14 protein-coding genes are annotated in these 15335 nt (G+C 64.4%); 5 read left to right on the top strand and 9 right to left on the bottom strand.

From position 1 onward, the window contains the following. Nucleotides 1-73 precede the first annotated feature (73 nt). A complete protein-coding gene (gene rlmKL / locus PSEEN_RS08190) occupies nt 74-2266 on the bottom strand; it encodes a bifunctional 23S rRNA (guanine(2069)-N(7))-methyltransferase RlmK/23S rRNA (guanine(2445)-N(2))-methyltransferase RlmL (protein ID WP_011533010.1) in 2193 nt (730 codons plus the stop codon). A 552-nt stretch (nt 2267-2818) separates the two neighbouring features. Between rlmKL and rmf the strand changes: the two genes are divergently transcribed. Then, a complete protein-coding gene (gene rmf, locus PSEEN_RS26015) occupies nt 2819-3034 on the top strand; it encodes a ribosome modulation factor (protein ID WP_003248687.1) in 216 nt (71 codons plus the stop codon). A 183-nt stretch (nt 3035-3217) separates the two neighbouring features. On the opposite strand, the gene PSEEN_RS08185 is transcribed toward rmf, so the two are convergent. After that, nucleotides 3218-4240 (bottom strand): quinone-dependent dihydroorotate dehydrogenase, encoded by a 1023-nt coding sequence (locus PSEEN_RS08185; protein WP_011533009.1) that lies wholly within the window; start codon nt 4238-4240, stop codon nt 3218-3220. Between the two features lie 147 nt (nt 4241-4387). On the opposite strand from PSEEN_RS08185, the gene PSEEN_RS08180 reads away from it, so the two are divergent. The 4 genes from PSEEN_RS08180 to PSEEN_RS08165 all read left to right on the top strand — a co-directional run bounded on the left by PSEEN_RS08180 (nt 4388) and on the right by PSEEN_RS08165 (nt 9266). Further along, nucleotides 4388-5581 (top strand): CmpA/NrtA family ABC transporter substrate-binding protein, encoded by a 1194-nt coding sequence (locus PSEEN_RS08180; protein ID WP_011533008.1) that lies wholly within the window; start codon nt 4388-4390, stop codon nt 5579-5581. Between the two features lie 9 nt (nt 5582-5590). Beyond that, complete coding sequence (locus PSEEN_RS08175) at nt 5591-6166, top strand: ANTAR domain-containing response regulator (RefSeq protein WP_011533007.1); 576 nt, start codon at nt 5591-5593, stop codon at nt 6164-6166. Nucleotides 6167-6387: 221 nt separating this feature from the next. Further along, nucleotides 6388-7599: a nitrate/nitrite transporter gene (locus tag PSEEN_RS08170; RefSeq protein ID WP_011533006.1), complete on the top strand. Its 1212-nt coding sequence runs from the start codon at nt 6388-6390 to the stop codon at nt 7597-7599. Next, nucleotides 7596-9266: a bifunctional protein-serine/threonine kinase/phosphatase gene (locus tag PSEEN_RS08165; RefSeq protein ID WP_011533005.1), complete on the top strand. Its 1671-nt coding sequence runs from the start codon at nt 7596-7598 to the stop codon at nt 9264-9266. The genes PSEEN_RS08170 and PSEEN_RS08165 overlap by 4 nt, the downstream gene beginning before the upstream one ends. A 216-nt stretch (nt 9267-9482) precedes the next feature. Here the strand turns inward: PSEEN_RS08165 and PSEEN_RS08160 are convergent, their stop codons facing one another. The 7 genes from PSEEN_RS08160 to PSEEN_RS08130 form a co-directional block, all read right to left on the bottom strand. Then, complete coding sequence (locus tag PSEEN_RS08160) at nt 9483-10523, bottom strand: OmpA family protein (protein WP_011533004.1); 1041 nt, start codon at nt 10521-10523, stop codon at nt 9483-9485. Between the two features lie 110 nt (nt 10524-10633). Beyond that, nucleotides 10634-11200 carry an RNA polymerase sigma factor SigX gene (gene sigX, locus PSEEN_RS08155; RefSeq protein ID WP_044487874.1) on the bottom strand — a complete coding sequence of 189 codons (567 nt, stop codon included), beginning with the start codon at nt 11198-11200 and terminating at the stop codon, nt 10634-10636. Between the two features lie 113 nt (nt 11201-11313). Beyond that, a complete protein-coding gene (locus PSEEN_RS08150; protein WP_011533002.1) occupies nt 11314-12138 on the bottom strand; it encodes a mechanosensitive ion channel family protein in 825 nt (274 codons plus the stop codon). Nucleotides 12139-12140: 2 nt separating this feature from the next. Further along, on the bottom strand, nt 12141-12404 hold the full coding sequence (locus PSEEN_RS08145; RefSeq protein WP_011533001.1) for a hypothetical protein: 264 nt from the start codon (nt 12402-12404) through the stop codon (nt 12141-12143). Between the two features lie 138 nt (nt 12405-12542). Continuing rightward, nucleotides 12543-13538, bottom strand: a complete 996-nt coding sequence (locus tag PSEEN_RS08140; RefSeq protein WP_011533000.1) for a zinc transporter ZntB — start codon at nt 13536-13538, stop codon at nt 12543-12545. Nucleotides 13539-13565: 27 nt separating this feature from the next. Beyond that, nucleotides 13566-14057, bottom strand: coding sequence for a ribonuclease E activity regulator RraA (gene rraA / locus PSEEN_RS08135; protein ID WP_011532999.1), 492 nt, complete (start codon nt 14055-14057; stop codon nt 13566-13568). A 259-nt stretch (nt 14058-14316) separates the two neighbouring features. Next, on the bottom strand, nt 14317-15309 hold the full coding sequence (locus PSEEN_RS08130) for an alpha/beta fold hydrolase (protein ID WP_011532998.1): 993 nt from the start codon (nt 15307-15309) through the stop codon (nt 14317-14319). Nucleotides 15310-15335 lie beyond the last annotated feature (26 nt).

Genomic DNA, 15335 nt, shown 5'->3' with positions numbered 1-15335 from the left:
AGCGTCCTGCGAATGGTGCCACCCCTACTACTTTATAGCTAATAGCAAGAGGCCATGCCAGCAGTCCCGCGACTCAGCGCAGGCGCAGTTGCCAGGCCCGGTGGATGCGGTTGTTACGGGCGAAGTCCGGGTCCAGGGTCTGGGCGCTGATCTCCTCCACGGCATACCGCGTGCTCAGATGCTCGTCGAGCTGGAACTTGCGGAAGTTGTTGGAGAAATACAGCACCCCACCAGGCGCCAGGCGCGCCATGGCCAGGTCGAGCAGCTCGACGTGATCGCGCTGCACATCGAACACGCCTTCCATGCGCTTGGAGTTGGAGAAGGTCGGCGGGTCGATGAAGATCAGGTCGAAGCTTTCCTGGTTGTTCTGCAGCCAGGCCATCACGTCACTCTGTTCCAGGCGGTTGCGCTCGGAGAAGCCATTGAGCGACAGGTTGCGACGGGCCCAGTCCAGGTAGGTCTTGGACAAGTCGACGCTGGTGGTGCTGCGCGCACCACCCTTGGCCGCGTGCACGGTGGCCGTGGCGGTGTAGCAGAACAGGTTGAGGAAGCGCTTGCCGACGGCCTCGCGCTGGATGCGCATGCGCATCGGGCGGTGATCGAGGAACAGGCCGGTGTCCAGGTAGTCGGTGAGGTTGACCAACAGCTTGACGCCACCCTCGGTCACTTCCTGGAAGCGGCCTTCGGTGGCCTGGCGCTCATACTGGCGGGTGCCGCTCTGGCGTTCGCGGCGCTTGAGCACCACGCGCTGCGGGTCGATGCCCAGCGCCTGGGGGATTGCCGCCAGGGCATCGAGCAGACGTACCTGGGCCTTGTCCGGATCGACCGAACGGGGCGCGGCGTATTCCTGGACATGCACCCAGTCCTGGTACAGATCCACCGCCAGGGCGTACTCGGGCATGTCGGCATCGTAGACGCGATAGCAATCGACCTGCTCGCGACGGGCCCACTTGCCCAACTGCTTGAAGTTCTTCTGCAGGCGGTTGGCGAACATCTGCGCCCCCTCGGACAGGCGCGCCGGCTCGCTGGCCACCGGGGCCTGGCGACGGGGCTCGCCCTCTTCGACTGCGGCCTGGCGACGCTCACCCGTGACGAACTGGTCGGGCTGGACCTTGAACAACAGCAGCTTGCACGGCAACGCACCGTTCCAGAACGCATACTGCTTGTGGCTGCGGATGCCCATGCGCTTGCCCAGCTCGGGCGCGCCGGTGAACACCGCGGCCTCCCAGCCCATGCAAGCCTGGCGCAGACGCTCGCCCAGGTTCTGATAGAGGTACAGCAGGCTGGCTTCGTCACCCAGACGCTCGCCGTAGGGCGGGTTGCTGATCACCAGGCCTTTCTGGTTCTGGTCAGGGCGCGGCTCGAAACTGGCCACCTCGCCCTGGTAGATCTTCACCCAGTCACCCAGGCCTGCGCGCTCGACGTTGTTGCGCCCCGGCTGGATCAGGCGAGGGTCGGCCTCGTAGCCGCGAATCCACAGCGGCGGCTTGGCCAGGCCAGCCTGGGCACGGGCCTGGGCCTCGTCGTGCAGCTTGCGCCACAGCGCCGGCACATGGCCGAGCCAGGCGCTGAAGCCCCAGCGCTCGCGCTTGAGGTTCGGCGCGATGTCCGCAGCGATCATCGCCGCCTCGACCAGGAAGGTGCCCACGCCGCACATAGGGTCGGCCAGGGCGCCGCCTTCGGCGGCGATACGTGGCCAGCCGGCACGGATCAGCACCGCCGCCGCCAGGTTTTCCTTCAGCGGCGCGGCGCCTTGCTGCAAGCGGTAGCCGCGCTGGTGCAGGCTGTGGCCGGACAGGTCGAGGGACAAGATCGCCTCGCCACGGTCCAGACGCAGGTGCACGCGCAGGTCGGGGTCGAGCTTGTCCACCGAAGGACGCAGCCCCTCGCGGCTGCGCAGCTTGTCGACGATGGCGTCCTTCACCTTCAGGGCGCCGAAGTGGGTGTTGTCGATGCCCGAGCCATGGCCGCTGAATTCCACCGCCAGGGTGCCATCGGCTTCCAGGTGTTCGGCCCAGTCGACGGCATGCACACCATCGTACAGGTCGTCGGCGTTCTTCATCGAGAAACGCTTGAGCACCAGCAGCACCCGGTTGGCCAGGCGCGACCAGAGGCACAGGCGATAGGCGGTTTCCATGTCGGCCGAGCCGCGGATGGCCGATGTGTGCTCACGCACTTCGGTCAGGCCCAGCTGGTTCGCCTCTTCGGCGAGCAGGCCTTCGAGGCCCTTGGGGCAGGTGAGATAAAGTTCGAAACGGTCCGACATGAGTAATCCAGAGCCTTTGGCTAGGTAGATGACAGGCCAACGCGTCGGCCTGCCGCTGTTTGCCCGCACGCCTTCCAGCAGGCGCCCGGGTGGCCTTGCGGGACAGACCGCAAGGCCGGGCCGCCCGACACATTGCCGCCACGCCAAGGGGCGAGAGAGGCTTTGATCGTCGGGCAGTGTGGAAAATTCCTGGACGGCGGGCCCGGGGGGTGACCCTTCGTCGCATCAGCAAGTATGACGGTCATCATCCAGCAACGCTGGCCAATTGACGCCAATGTTCGTTAAACCCTGATCATAGCGGGCTCAACGGCAAACAAGGTTCAGTCGCATTTATTTACTTATCCCCTCACCCTCAAAAAGGTTACGTCCTTATGACAAATCGATCATTCACACTGTGACTCGCATTCGTTAGAACTGGCCTTAGGTCGTCTCGCAACGGGGCGGCACCTTCAGCCCGCCACGCCGGCAGCGGGCGCACACCGGCAGAACGATTCTGCCCGGCCTCGGAGAGGCCGACGGGACATTACAGTCAACAAGTGAGGGCAACACCCTATGAGAAGACTTAAGCGTGATCCGTTGGAAAGAGCATATTCACGTGGCTACCAGTACGGGGTCACCGGCAAATCCCGCGAACTTTGCCCCTTCAACCTGCCATCCGTTCGCCAGGCCTGGATCAACGGCTGGCGCGAAGGTCGCGGTGATAATTGGGACGGCATGACCGGTACCGCTGGCATTCATAGACTCAACGAAAATCACGCCGTTGGCTGAACGAGGACACTGAATTCGAGTTACCCATGCGCGCCCTATCCGGGCGGCGGGCTGCGGCCCAGGGGCCCCTTTTGAGGGGCCCTTTTTTATGCCCTTGAATCGGTGTCGGCTGCATCGCGGATGAATCCGCTCCTACCGGTAGCGACGCACGCCCCGGTAGGAGCGGATTCATCCGCGATGGGCTCACCTCGGCATCGCGGCAATCGCGTCCACCGCCTCGCGAATCAACGCGGGCCCCTTATAGATGAAGCCCGAATAAATCTGCACCAGGCTCGCCCCTGCAGCGATTTTCTCAGCCGCATGGCGACCCTCGGTGATACCGCCCGCCGCGATGATCGGCAGCTTGCCACCCAACTCACCCGCCAACACCTTCACCGTGTGAGTGCTCTTCTCCAGCACCGGCGCCCCCGACAGGCCGCCCGCCTCGCCACCGAACGGCAGACCCTCGACACCCTCACGGCCAAGAGTCGTGTTGGTAGCGATCACCGCGTCCATCCCCGATTCCATCAGTGCCGCCGCCACCAGGGCGGTTTCCTCGTCACTCATGTCCGGGGCGATCTTGATCGCCAGCGGCACGCGCTTGCCGTTGCTCACCGCCAGTTGCTCGCGACGCTCGGCCAGGGCATCGAGCAGTTGCTTGAGCGAGTCGCCGAACTGCAGGCTGCGCAGGCCCGGCGTGTTGGGCGAGCTGACGTTGACGGTGATGTAGCTGGCGTCGTTGTAGACCTTCTCCAGGCAGATCAGGTAGTCATCCTGGGCGCGCTCGACCGGGGTGTCGAAGTTCTTGCCGATGTTGATACCCAGCACGCCGCTGTACTTCGAGGCCCGCACCCGCGCCAGCAGGTTGTCGACACCCAGGTTGTTGAAGCCCATGCGGTTGATGATCGCGGTGGCCTCGGGAATACGGAACAGGCGCGGCTTGGGGTTGCCCGGCTGCGGGCGCGGGGTCACGGTGCCGATCTCGACGAAACCGAAGCCCAGCTGGGCGAAGCCATCGATGGCCGCGCCGTTCTTGTCCAGGCCCGCGGCCAGGCCGACCGGGTTGGCGAAGTTCAAGCCCATGACACTTACCGGCAACGCTGCTGGCTGCTTGCACAGCAGGCCATTGAGCCCAAGGCGGCCACCGGCGCCGATCAGGTCCAGCGAGAGGTCGTGGGAGGTTTCCGGGGAAAGCTTGAACAGCAACTGGCGGGCCAGGGTATACATGGGCGGGCGGACTCGCGGTGTGTGAGGGAGCGATTATAGCCAGCGCGCCGTCGTGGCGACAGGGGCCTGGCACATGGGTTGCTTCTCCTGCCCCATGCCGTTGCGCTGAAACCCCCGAGGATCCCCGTGAATACAGCCCTCCCGACAATGCCCCTGGCCTGGGTCAACGGCAGCGATGCCCCCGAGAAGACCTGCCTGGACATCGGGTTCATGGCCCTGACCGACTGCGCCTCGGTGATCGTGGCCGCCACCCAGGGCTTCGCCCAGCAGCAGGGCCTGACCCTGAACCTGCACCGCCAGGCCTCCTGGGCCGGCCTGCGCGACAAGCTGACCCGGGGCGAGCTGGACGCCGCCCACTGCCTGTACGGGCTGGTCTATGCTGTGCAGCTTGGCGTGGGCGGCGGCCCGGCCAGGGACATGGCGGTGCTCATGGGCCTGAACCAGAATGCCCAGGCCATCAACCTCTCCCCGGCACTGCAGCGCAAGGGCGTGACCAGCCCCGAGGCACTCGCCCGGCTGGTGCACCAGCATGGCGCACGGCTGACCTTCGCCCAGACCTTCCCCACCGGCACCCACGCCATGTGGCTGTACTACTGGCTGGCCAGCCAGGGCATTCACCCATTGCGTGACGTCGATAGCGTGGTGGTGCCACCCGCGCAGATGGTCGCCCACCTGCAGGCAGGGCGTATCGACGGCTTCTGTGCCGGCGAGCCCTGGTCGGCCGACGCCATCGCCAAGGGCCAGGGTTTCACCTTGGCCACCAGCCAGGCGGTGTGGCCGGATCACCCGGAAAAAGTGCTGGCCTGCGCCCGCGGCTTCGTCGAGCAGTACCCCAACAGCGCCCGGGCGCTGATCAAGGCGGTCCTCGCCGCCAGCCGGTTCATCGAACAGAACCTCGAGAACCGCCGGGGCGCTGCGCAGTTGCTCAGTGGCGACAGCTACCTGGGCATCCCGGTGAGCAGCATCGAACCGCGCCTGCTTGGCGAATACCAGGATGGCCTGGGCAACCGCTGGCAGGACCGCCACGCACTGCGCCTGTTCGACCAGGGCCGCGCCAACCTGCCCTACCTCTCCGACGGCATGTGGTTCATGACCCAGTTCCGCCGCTGGGGTATCCTGCGCGACGACCCGGATTACCTCGAGGTGGCACGCCAGGTCCAGCAACTGGCCTTGTACCGTGAGGCCGCCGAAGCCTTGCACATACCCTGCGCCGAGCTACCGATGCGCAGTAGCCGGCTGATCGACGGCAGCCGCTGGGACGGCAGCGACCCCCATGGCTACGCGCGCAGCTTCAGCCTGCACGCCCTGGACGTGGCGCCCGGCGCACGCGTCGGACGCTGAGGGACGACCATGTTGCGCATCCTGCTGATCGACGACACCGAAAAGAAGGTTGGCCGCCTCAAGGCCGCATTGAGCGAGGCGGGCTTCGAGGTAATCGAGGCCAGCGGCCTGACCATCGACCTGCCCGGCTGCGTCGAAACGGTGCGCCCGGACGTGGTGCTGATCGATACCGAGTCACCCGGCCGGGATGTACTGGAGCAGATGGTGCTGGTCAGCCGCGATCACCCACGGCCCATCGTGCTGTTCACCGACGAGCACGATCCTGGGGTGATGCGGCAGGCGATCCAGGCCGGAGTCAGCGCCTATATCGTCGAAGGCATCCACGCCGCACGCCTGCAACCGATCCTCGACGTGGCCATGGCACGCTTCGAGAGCGACCAGGCGCTGCGCGCGCAACTGTTGGCCCGCGACCAGCAACTGGCCGAACGCAAGCGCATCGAGCAGGCCAAGGGGCTGCTGATGAAGATGAAGGACTGCAACGAGGAGCAGGCCTACACCCTGATGCGCCGCCAGGCCATGAGCCGCCAGCAGAAGCTGATCCAGGTGGCGGAGCAGATCATCGCCCTGTCCGAGATGCTCGGCTGAACACCCCCGCCACATTGTAGGAGCCAGCTTGCTGGCGAATCAGACACCACCATTCACCGACACAAGAACCTGGCCCGCCTCTTGCTCATTGAAAACCAGGTAGCCAACGGCGGTTGCCCCCAAACCCCGACAAAGACGTCGCTCCCCGCTCCACAGCCGTGGACCGGGCAGCGGCGTCTTTGCGTTTCCGCCCCTGTGTTGTGCGCCCCACGAGGTGTTCGATGAATACGAGCTTCTGGAAATCCGGGCATGTGCCCACCCTGTTCGCCGCCTTCCTCTACTTCGACCTGAGCTTCATGGTCTGGTACCTGCTCGGCCCCCTGGCGGTGCAAATCGCCGCCGACCTACAGCTCAGTGCCCAGCAACGGGGACTGATGGTGGCCACGCCGATCCTGGCTGGGGCGGTGCTGCGCTTCGCCATGGGACTGCTGGTCGACCGCCTGTCACCGAAAACCGCCGGTCTCATCGGCCAGGTGGTAGTGATCGTCGCCCTGGCCTGCGCCTGGTACCTAGGCGTGCACAGCTATGAACAGGCGCTGTTGCTCGGCGTGTTCCTCGGCTTCGCCGGGGCCTCGTTCGCCGTCTCCTTGCCGCTGGCCTCGCAGTGGTACCCACCGCAGCACCAGGGCAAGGCCATGGGCATCGCCGGTGCCGGCAACTCCGGCACGGTGTTCGCCGCCCTGCTGGCGCCCGCCCTGGCGGCCGGCTTTGGCTGGAACAATGTGTTCGGCTTTGCCCTGCTACCGCTGCTGCTGACCCTGGCGCTGTTCGCCCTGCTGGCGCGCAATGCCCCGGAGCAGCCCAAGCCGAAGGCCATGGCCGACTATCTCAGGGCCTTGGGCGACCGAGACAGCTGGTGGTTCATGTTCTTCTACAGCGTCACCTTCGGCGGCTTCATCGGCCTGGCCAGCGCCCTGCCCGGCTACTTCAGCGACCAGTACGCCTTGAGCCCGGTCACCGCGGGCTACTACACCGCCGCCTGCGTGTTCGCCGGCAGCCTGATGCGCCCGCTGGGCGGCGCCCTGGCCGATCGCTTCGGCGGCATCCGCACCTTGCTGGCCATGTACGGCGTGGCGGCCGTGTGCATCGCCGCGGTCGGCTTCAACCTGCCCAGCGCGGCAGCAGCACTGGCACTGTTCGTCAGCGCCATGCTGGGGTTGGGCGCCGGCAATGGCGCGGTGTTCCAACTGGTGCCGCAACGCTTCCGCCAGGAGATCGGGGTGATGACCGGGCTGATCGGCATGGCGGGCGGCATTGGTGGCTTCCTCCTCGCGGCCGGATTAGGCGCCATCAAGCAGCATACCGGCGACTACCAGCTGGGCCTGTGGCTGTTCGCCAGCCTCGGCTTGCTGGCCTGGTTCGGCCTGCATGGCGTCAAACTGCGCTGGCGCACCACCTGGGGCTCGGCGGCGGTCACCGCGGCACGGGTATGAGCCTGCGCTTGAGTTTCGCCCAGGCCAGCGCCACCGGGCCGCGGGAGGAGAACCAGGACGCCCTGCGCCTGGTCACCCCCGCGCCGGAGCTGGCCGCCAGCAAGGGCTACCTGTTCGCCCTCGCCGACGGCGTCAGCCACTGCGCCGACGGCGGCCTGGCGGCGCGAGCCAGCCTCCAGGCGCTGGCGCTGGACTACTACGCCACGCCTGCCACCTGGAGTGTGGCCCAGGCCCTGGACCGCCTGTTGCTGGCGCAGAACCGCTGGCTGCGCGCCCAGGGCAATGGCCAGCCTCTGCTGACCACGCTAAGCGCCCTGGTGCTGCGCGGGCGACGCTTCACCCTCGCCCATGTCGGCGATTGCCGCCTGTACCACTGGCATGGGGAACACCTGCAATGCCTGAGCGAGGACCATGTCTGGGATCAACCGGGCATGCAGCATGTACTCAAGCGCGCCCTGGGCCTGGACCAGCAGTTGCTGGTGGACTACCTGGAGGGTGACCTGCACCAAGGCGAATGCTTCCTGCTGCTCAGCGATGGCGTCTGGGCCAGCCTGGGGGATGCGCATATCCAGTCGATCCTGCGTGAACAACCCGATCCGCAGGAGGCCGTCGATACTCTGGTGAGCGCCGCCCATCTGTGCGGCAGCCAGGACAATGCCAGCGCCCTGCTGATCCGAGTCGATGAGCTGGGCCCGGTGAGCCTCGGCGACACACTGGCGCAATCGCAGCAATGGCCACTGCCCGGTACCTTGCGCAACGGACAGATGATCGATGACTGGAAGGTCGATGCCTTGCTCGGCCAAAGCCGCCAGTCGCAGCTTTATCGCGTACGAGACGAGCAAGGCCAGGCCTGGCTGCTCAAGACCTTGCCTCAGGTCGACGAAGTGGAACCCCAGGCAATCCAGAGCCTGCTGCTGGAAGAATGGTTCCTGCGCAGGGTCGCTGGCCGGCACTTCCCCGAGACGCACCCGGCCAACCAGCGCCAGCACCTGTACTACCTGATGCGAGAGTATCCAGGTGAGACCCTTGCGACCTTGTTTGCCACCCACGGCCCCTTGCCCCTGCCACAGTGGCTGGAGATTGCTCGCCAGCTATTGCACGCGGTTGGCGCGCTGCACCGGCGCAACCTGCTGCATCGCGACATCAAACCGGAAAATCTTCATCTGGGCAGTGATGGCCAGTTGCGTGTGCTGGACTTCGGCTTGGCCTATTGCCCGGGATTGTCCGAGGACTTGCCCCACACCTTGCCTGGTACGCCGTCGTATATCGCTCCGGAAGCCTTCGATGGGCAGCCACCCAGCCCACGCCATGACCTCTACGCAGTGGGTGTGACGCTATACCACCTGCTGACAGGGCACTATCCCTACGGTGAGATCGAAGCCTTCCAGCGACCACGCTTTGGAGCCCCAGTGAGCGCCGCCCGTTATCGCCCCGACTTGCCCGAGTGGTTGCAGCGCAATCTGGAGCAGGCGGTGGCCGCCAATCCAGCGCACCGCTTCGAGACGGCTGAACAGTGGTTGTTGCTGCTTGAGCGCGGGGATCGACAGGAACTGCCCGACCGACCACGCCCGCTGCTGGAGCGTGAGCCGCTTAAAGTGTGGCGAACGGTGGCGTTGATCTCGTTGCTGGTCAACCTGGCGGTGTTTCTCGCCCTGCTCAAGGGATGAACCGCAAGCCGGTTCTCAAAGCCCATTGATTTGGCACAACACCTGTAGGAGCGGCTTTAGCCGCGATCACCCGCGAAGCGGGTACCAGATACCGCGTCGCCTGCATCGCGGCTAAAGCCGCTCCTACAGAAGACCCTTACAGGGGTACCGCGCCGGTGAACGCCAGGCAAAGAAAAACCCGGCCGAGGCCGGGTTTTTCGTGAAGCGTCAAACCAATTACTTGGCCTGGGCTTCTACCTGAGCTTCTACGCGACGGTTGACGGCGCGGCCAGCTTCGGTGGCGTTGTCGGCGACCGGACGGGTCTCGCCGTAGCCAACCGAGCTCACACGGCCCGATTCAACACCGTACTGCTGGGTCAGGACATCTTTGACAGCCTTGGCACGACGCTCGGACAGCTTCTGGTTGTAAGCGTCTGGGCCGACGGAGTCAGTGTGACCTTCCACGGTGGTGGTGGTCTGTGGGTACTGCTTCATGAAGTCAGCCAGGTTCTTGATGTCAGCGTAGCTGTTTGGCTTGACGACCGACTTGTCGAAGTCGAACTTGACGTCCAGCTCAACGCGAACGACTTCGGCAACAGCCGGGCAGCCATCAGCGTCAACGGTAACGTTGGCTGGGGTGTCAGGGCACTTGTCGACGTTGTCGCAGACGCCGTCGTTGTCGCTGTCGGAGCAGACTTCAGCAACTGGAGCCGGCGCAGGAGCGGCTTTCTGGCCACCGCTGCCACCGAAGTTCAGACCCAGACCAACGGTCGGACCCCACTCGGTGTTGCCGTTGTCGATGTTGTACATGGCTTCAACGCCGGCACGGGCGAAGAACATGTCGGTGATGTACCACTTGGCGCCAGCGCCAACGTTGGCGAAGGTGGAGTGGTCACGGCCGCTACGAGTGGCCTGGCCCAGGCTTTCGTGAGCGAAACCAGCGGAAACGTACGGACGCAGTGCATCGCCAACGGTACCGAAGTGGTAGGTGGCGTCCAGCTTGGTTTTCGAGCCTTTGATGTCTTTGTTGAAGACTTCGCCACGAGCGTTGTGAGTCTCGTTGTAGCCCAGGTCAAGGGAGACGTCATCGGTCAGGAAGTAACCGAGGCGAACACCAGGGTTGGTGCCGTCGTTCTTGAAGTTGCGCTCGCTATCGTAGAACTGCTTGGTGACGTTGCCTTCGATTTCGACCGCGCCTTGGCCTTGTGCCAGAGCACCGAGCGAAGTAGCGGCTACGAGAGTACCAATGGCCAAGCCCAAGGTGTTTTTCAATTTCATCCGTTAAATCCCCATCTGGTGATAGTTAAGCAGTCCCACCAACATCCGGGGGACAACTCGACGGCAAGTCTAGCAGAACTTGCCGGTTGGTTAGAGGTATTTGCAGCCGACTAAGTTTCAGCCAGGCCTGCAAATTTCTCTCTAAGCTTGTCGAGCGCGCGCTTGTAGCGCATTTTCGTGGCGCTCAGGCCCATGTGCATGATGTCCGCGATCTCCTGGAATTCCAGCTCCGCGACAAATCGCAGCACCAGGATTTCCCGGTCGATCGGGTTCACATGCACCAGCCATTTATCCAGCCCGCCCTTTTCTTCAGGCTTCGGTGCCGTGTCCTCGGACGCCTCTTCGACAGGGTCCAGGCTCAGGGCATCCATCAGCCTTCGTTTGCGACGCTCCTTGCGGTACTGGGTGATGCATTCGTTGTAGGTGATGCTGTAGAGCCAGGTCTTGAACTTCGATTTGCCCTCGAAGTTCTTCAGCCCGTACAGCACCTTCAACATCACCTCCTGACAGACATCGTCGGCATCCCGATCGTTCCCCAGGTAGCGCGCGCAGACGTTGAACAGGGTCCGCTGGTAGCGCCGCATGAGTTCCTCATAGGCGCGGGTAACGTGAAACAGCTCCTCATGCGAACGCGCCACCAACTCCTCGTCGGTGAGCTCCCGGGGGTCATAGCGCATGGGCGGCGAATGAACTTTATTCAAAACGGATCTGGCCGACAGTCAGGTCAATGTCGCCGCTCGGCCCCCTTGGGCCGATTTCGCGGCGGCATACATTAACAGCTTTTGTGCGGTTAGCGGCTATTTACGCGCTGCTCGAGCAGCACACGGTTAGAAAACGACACTAATTCGCCATCATCGGTCAGCAGGGTCGTCTTGACCGTGCCGATCTCCTCGATGTGCCCCTCGACCTCGCCAATACGCACCTGCTGGCCTACTTGATACAGCTCACGCACATAGATTCCAGCCAGGATCTGCCCGGCAATTTCACGGCTGCCCAGGCCCATTGCCAGGGCAACGGCCAGACCAACGGTAATCAATCCGATGACGATGACATGGTTCAGCAGGTCGGTCTTGACCTCCAGCTGGCTGATCGCCACCGAGATGCTGATGATGATCACCAGGCCCTGGGCGATACGCCCGACGCCTGCGGCGTATTCCAGGCCAATACCTTCGGCGGCGCCGCGCACCAGCCCGTTGACCAATTGCGCCAGGAGCACGCCGGCCAGCAGCACCAGCGCCGCGCCGAACACCTTGGGCAGGTACAGGGCAAGCATGTCGAGGGTCGCCGAGACCCGCTCCAGCCCCAGCGATTCAGCGGCAGAGACCAGGAAGATCAGCAGCACGAACCAGTAGACGATCTTGCCAATCAGCGTCGAAATCGGCACCTGAATACCAACCCGGGCCAGCATCTTGGTCAGCCCGGTGCCGCTCATCAGCCGGTCGAGGCCGAACTTGGCGAGCACCTTGGAGAGCAAGGTGTCGAGCAGCTTGGCCACGACGAAGCCGAGCAGCACCACGACCAGTGCACCGAACAGGTTGGGGATGAAGTTCGCCACCTTGGTCCAAAGGGCGGTCATGGCGGTGACCAGGCTCTGGGTCCAGAGATCGAGTTCCATATTCAATCGGCCTTATCTGCGTGCCTGCCAGCGGCAGCGTTGCGGGTAGAGTTGCGACGGACCGGCGCGACATGCGCCGAACCATTGTTCACGGCGATCAGCAGCGCCTGGCTCCAACGGCCAAGCAAGCTGAACAGATCGCCCGCACCGACCTGGCGGTTGGCGGTCTTGAGCACGCGACCCAGGCAAGCGGCGTCGTCACGGTCCTGGCCGGACGGCGACGCCTTGAGCAGGTCGCGCAGGGATTCTTCAAACGGATCGTGCATGGGCACCTCGCGCAATGTCAGTCAAAGACGAGGGCACCGAGCGATGGGTCACACACGGATGTGGGACGAATGTTTCAAAATGAGTTTCCAGAGCCCCTCTGGCTTCGTGGGAGCGGGCTTGCCCCGCGATGAGGCGCATCACACCCACCTCAGCCGCCGGAACAACAGCCACTGCCCCACCGCCAACCCCAGCACGATCAGGCTGGCGAACAGGAAGCCATAGGGGCTGCTGGAGCCCGGAATACCGCCGACGTTGATGCCCAGCAGCCCAGTAACGAAGCTCATCGGCAGGAAGATGCAGGTGATGATGCCGAAGCGGTACATGGTCCGGTTCATCCGCTCGCTGCGCCGCCGGTCCTCGCTCTCCAGCACCAGGGCGGCGCGTTCGCGGGCCAGTTCCAGCTCCTCCAGGTAGCGGATCAGGCTGTTGTTCAGCTCGTTCCAGTAGTCCGCGTCGGGGTCGGCGAACCAGCTGCACTTGTTGCGCGACAGTTGGGCGTAGATATCCCGTTGCGGGGCGAGGAAACGGCGCAGGCCGGCGGCACGACGACGGATTTGCTGCAGGCTGCCCTGCTCCGGCGTATACCGTTCGTCGGATTCCACCTTCTCTTCCTCGAGATCGACGGCTTCCGACAGGTCGCTGACCAGTGCCTGGACCTTTTCCGTGAGCAGCTCGCCCATCAGCAGGAGCAGTTCGGAGGCCGACGTTGGCCCCCTGCCCTCGTCCAACTGCTGGAGGATTTCGTCGCTGGCACGCAGAGGGCGCAGACGCAGCGAGATGACCCGGCGCGCCTCGGCGAAGATGCGCACCGATACCATGTCTTCAGGCTCCGCACCCGGGTTGAGGTTGACACCACGCAGGAACAGCAGCATCTGCTCATTGGCCAGCTGCAAAAGACGTGGGCGGGTGTTTTCCTCCAGCAGCAGGTCGCAGGCGAATTCGCTCAGGCCACTGTCCTGCAACAACCAGGTGCGGGTCTGCGGGTGACTGCGATCCCAATGCAGCCACAGGCTCTCCTGAGCCTGCAGCTGCAGACCATCCAGCTCGGTCCGGGCGATCGAGCGCGCACCGCCCTTGCCATCGAGCACCAGGGCATGCACCAGGCCCCACTGCGCGTTGTCTTCCTCGAACATCAAAGCTCCATCAGCGCCCGCGGCGCGTCACTCCGGCATCTTCAGCGGGCTTGGCGAGACGATCACGCCATTGTTGTCGGCGTACACGTACTCGCCCGGGCGGAAGGTCACGCCGGCAAACGTGACCGCGACGTTAAGGTCGCCGATACCGCGCTTGTCGGTCTTCATCGGGTGGCTGGCCAGGGCCTGCACGCCGACATCGGTCTGCACCAGCACATCGACGTCACGCACGCAGCCATAGATCACCAGGCCTTCCCAGCCATTCTTCGCGGCTTTCTCTGCAAGCATGTCGCCCAGCAGCGCGCGGCGCAGCGAACCGCCGCCATCGACTACCAGGACCTTGCCCTTGCCGTCGAGATCGACCTGCTCCTTGACCAGCGAGTTGTCCTCGAAGCATTTGATGGTGACGATCTGGCCGCCGAACGAGTCGCGGCCACCGAAGTTGCTGAACATGGGTTCGAGCACCTGGACCAGGTCCGGGTAGGCGTCGCACAGGTCGGGCGTTACGTAATGCTGCATGGGAAACTCCTGTCAGTCACAACGAAAGCGAAGGTGGCCTCAAGGCTACACCCTGGACAGCCTGGCAGTCATCCGGGACCGCTCAGTCAGTTTGCCCCCACAGCAGCACCGGAACCTGTAGGAGCCAGCCTTGCTGGCGATGCCCGGCAAAGCCGGGCCAGGCATGGGAGCAACTGCCTTGTGCCGACTGTGCTGGCCCATTCGCCGGCAAGGCCGGCTCCTACAGGTACGGCGCAGCGTTCAGCACAGGCGCAAGTGGTTAGCTTACCGCCACCGGCTCCACTGCAACCGTCGAGGCATGTACTGGGATCAACGGATCTCTCAACCAGCGTTCCACCAGCGGCCACACCTGTGCCTGCGCCGCCTTGCTGACCAGCATGTCGACATGCCCGAAGGGCTCGAAACTCTCCTCCCGCCCCAGTCGCAGGAACTGCTTGCTGTCGCCGCCGAACTGCTCGAACAGCTTGCGGCAGGCCCACACCGGGTCCTGGAAGTCCGCCGCGCCGGCCACTGCCAGCAACGGCACCTCGACATCCGCCAACCCCGCCCACCAGTCCTGCTCCTTGTCACCGAAACGACCGAACAGGCCGTTCCAACGCAGGCTTTCCAGGGCCAGGCCAATGGGCTCGTCTTCCGGGCCGCGCTTGAGGCGCGAGCCGGAAATCTGCGCAAACCGCTTGATCAACAGACGCGCGCCCCACTCAACCGGCGGCACCTTCAATGGCCAGTAGACCCGGCTGACCTGGGTGCCGAAGAGCGCCGCACTGGCCACCAGCCCGACCTCCAGGTATCCGCTGCCCAGGGCCGCAGCCAGCGTGATGCCACCCAACGAGTGCCCAACCCAGTGCGGAGCCTGCCCGGTCTGCTCGTGAACGAACGCACCGATCACCGGCAAGTCGTAGCGGGCGTAGTCCGCTACCCGGTTGTGCCGCCAGTCGCGGTTGCGTGGCGACAGGCCATGACCGCGCATTTCCGGGACCCACACGTCGAAACCGGCGCGCGCGAGGAAGGCGCCCAGGCCAATGCCCTTGGGCGAGAACCAGAACCGTCGGTTGGAAAAACTGCCGTGCAGCAGAATGACCGGCACGCCCTGGGCGCGCCGTTGATCAGCCAGCCCCAGACGGGTGACTGCCAGTTCGACGCTCGGGTCCGGGCTGTTGCCGGCCTTGATCCGATAGACGTCTTCGCTGAGGTCGCCACGGCGCTCGGCACTGAGCAACGCGACGGGGAAAAGGGTGCTGCTGCTTTGCATGGGCTCACAAACATACAAGGGAAACG

Origin of the sequence: Pseudomonas entomophila L48, from assembly GCF_000026105.1 — a bacterium.
GTDB classification, from domain to species: Bacteria; Pseudomonadota; Gammaproteobacteria; order Pseudomonadales; family Pseudomonadaceae; genus Aquipseudomonas; species Aquipseudomonas entomophila.
This window is presented reverse-complemented; position numbering and strand designations above follow the sequence as displayed.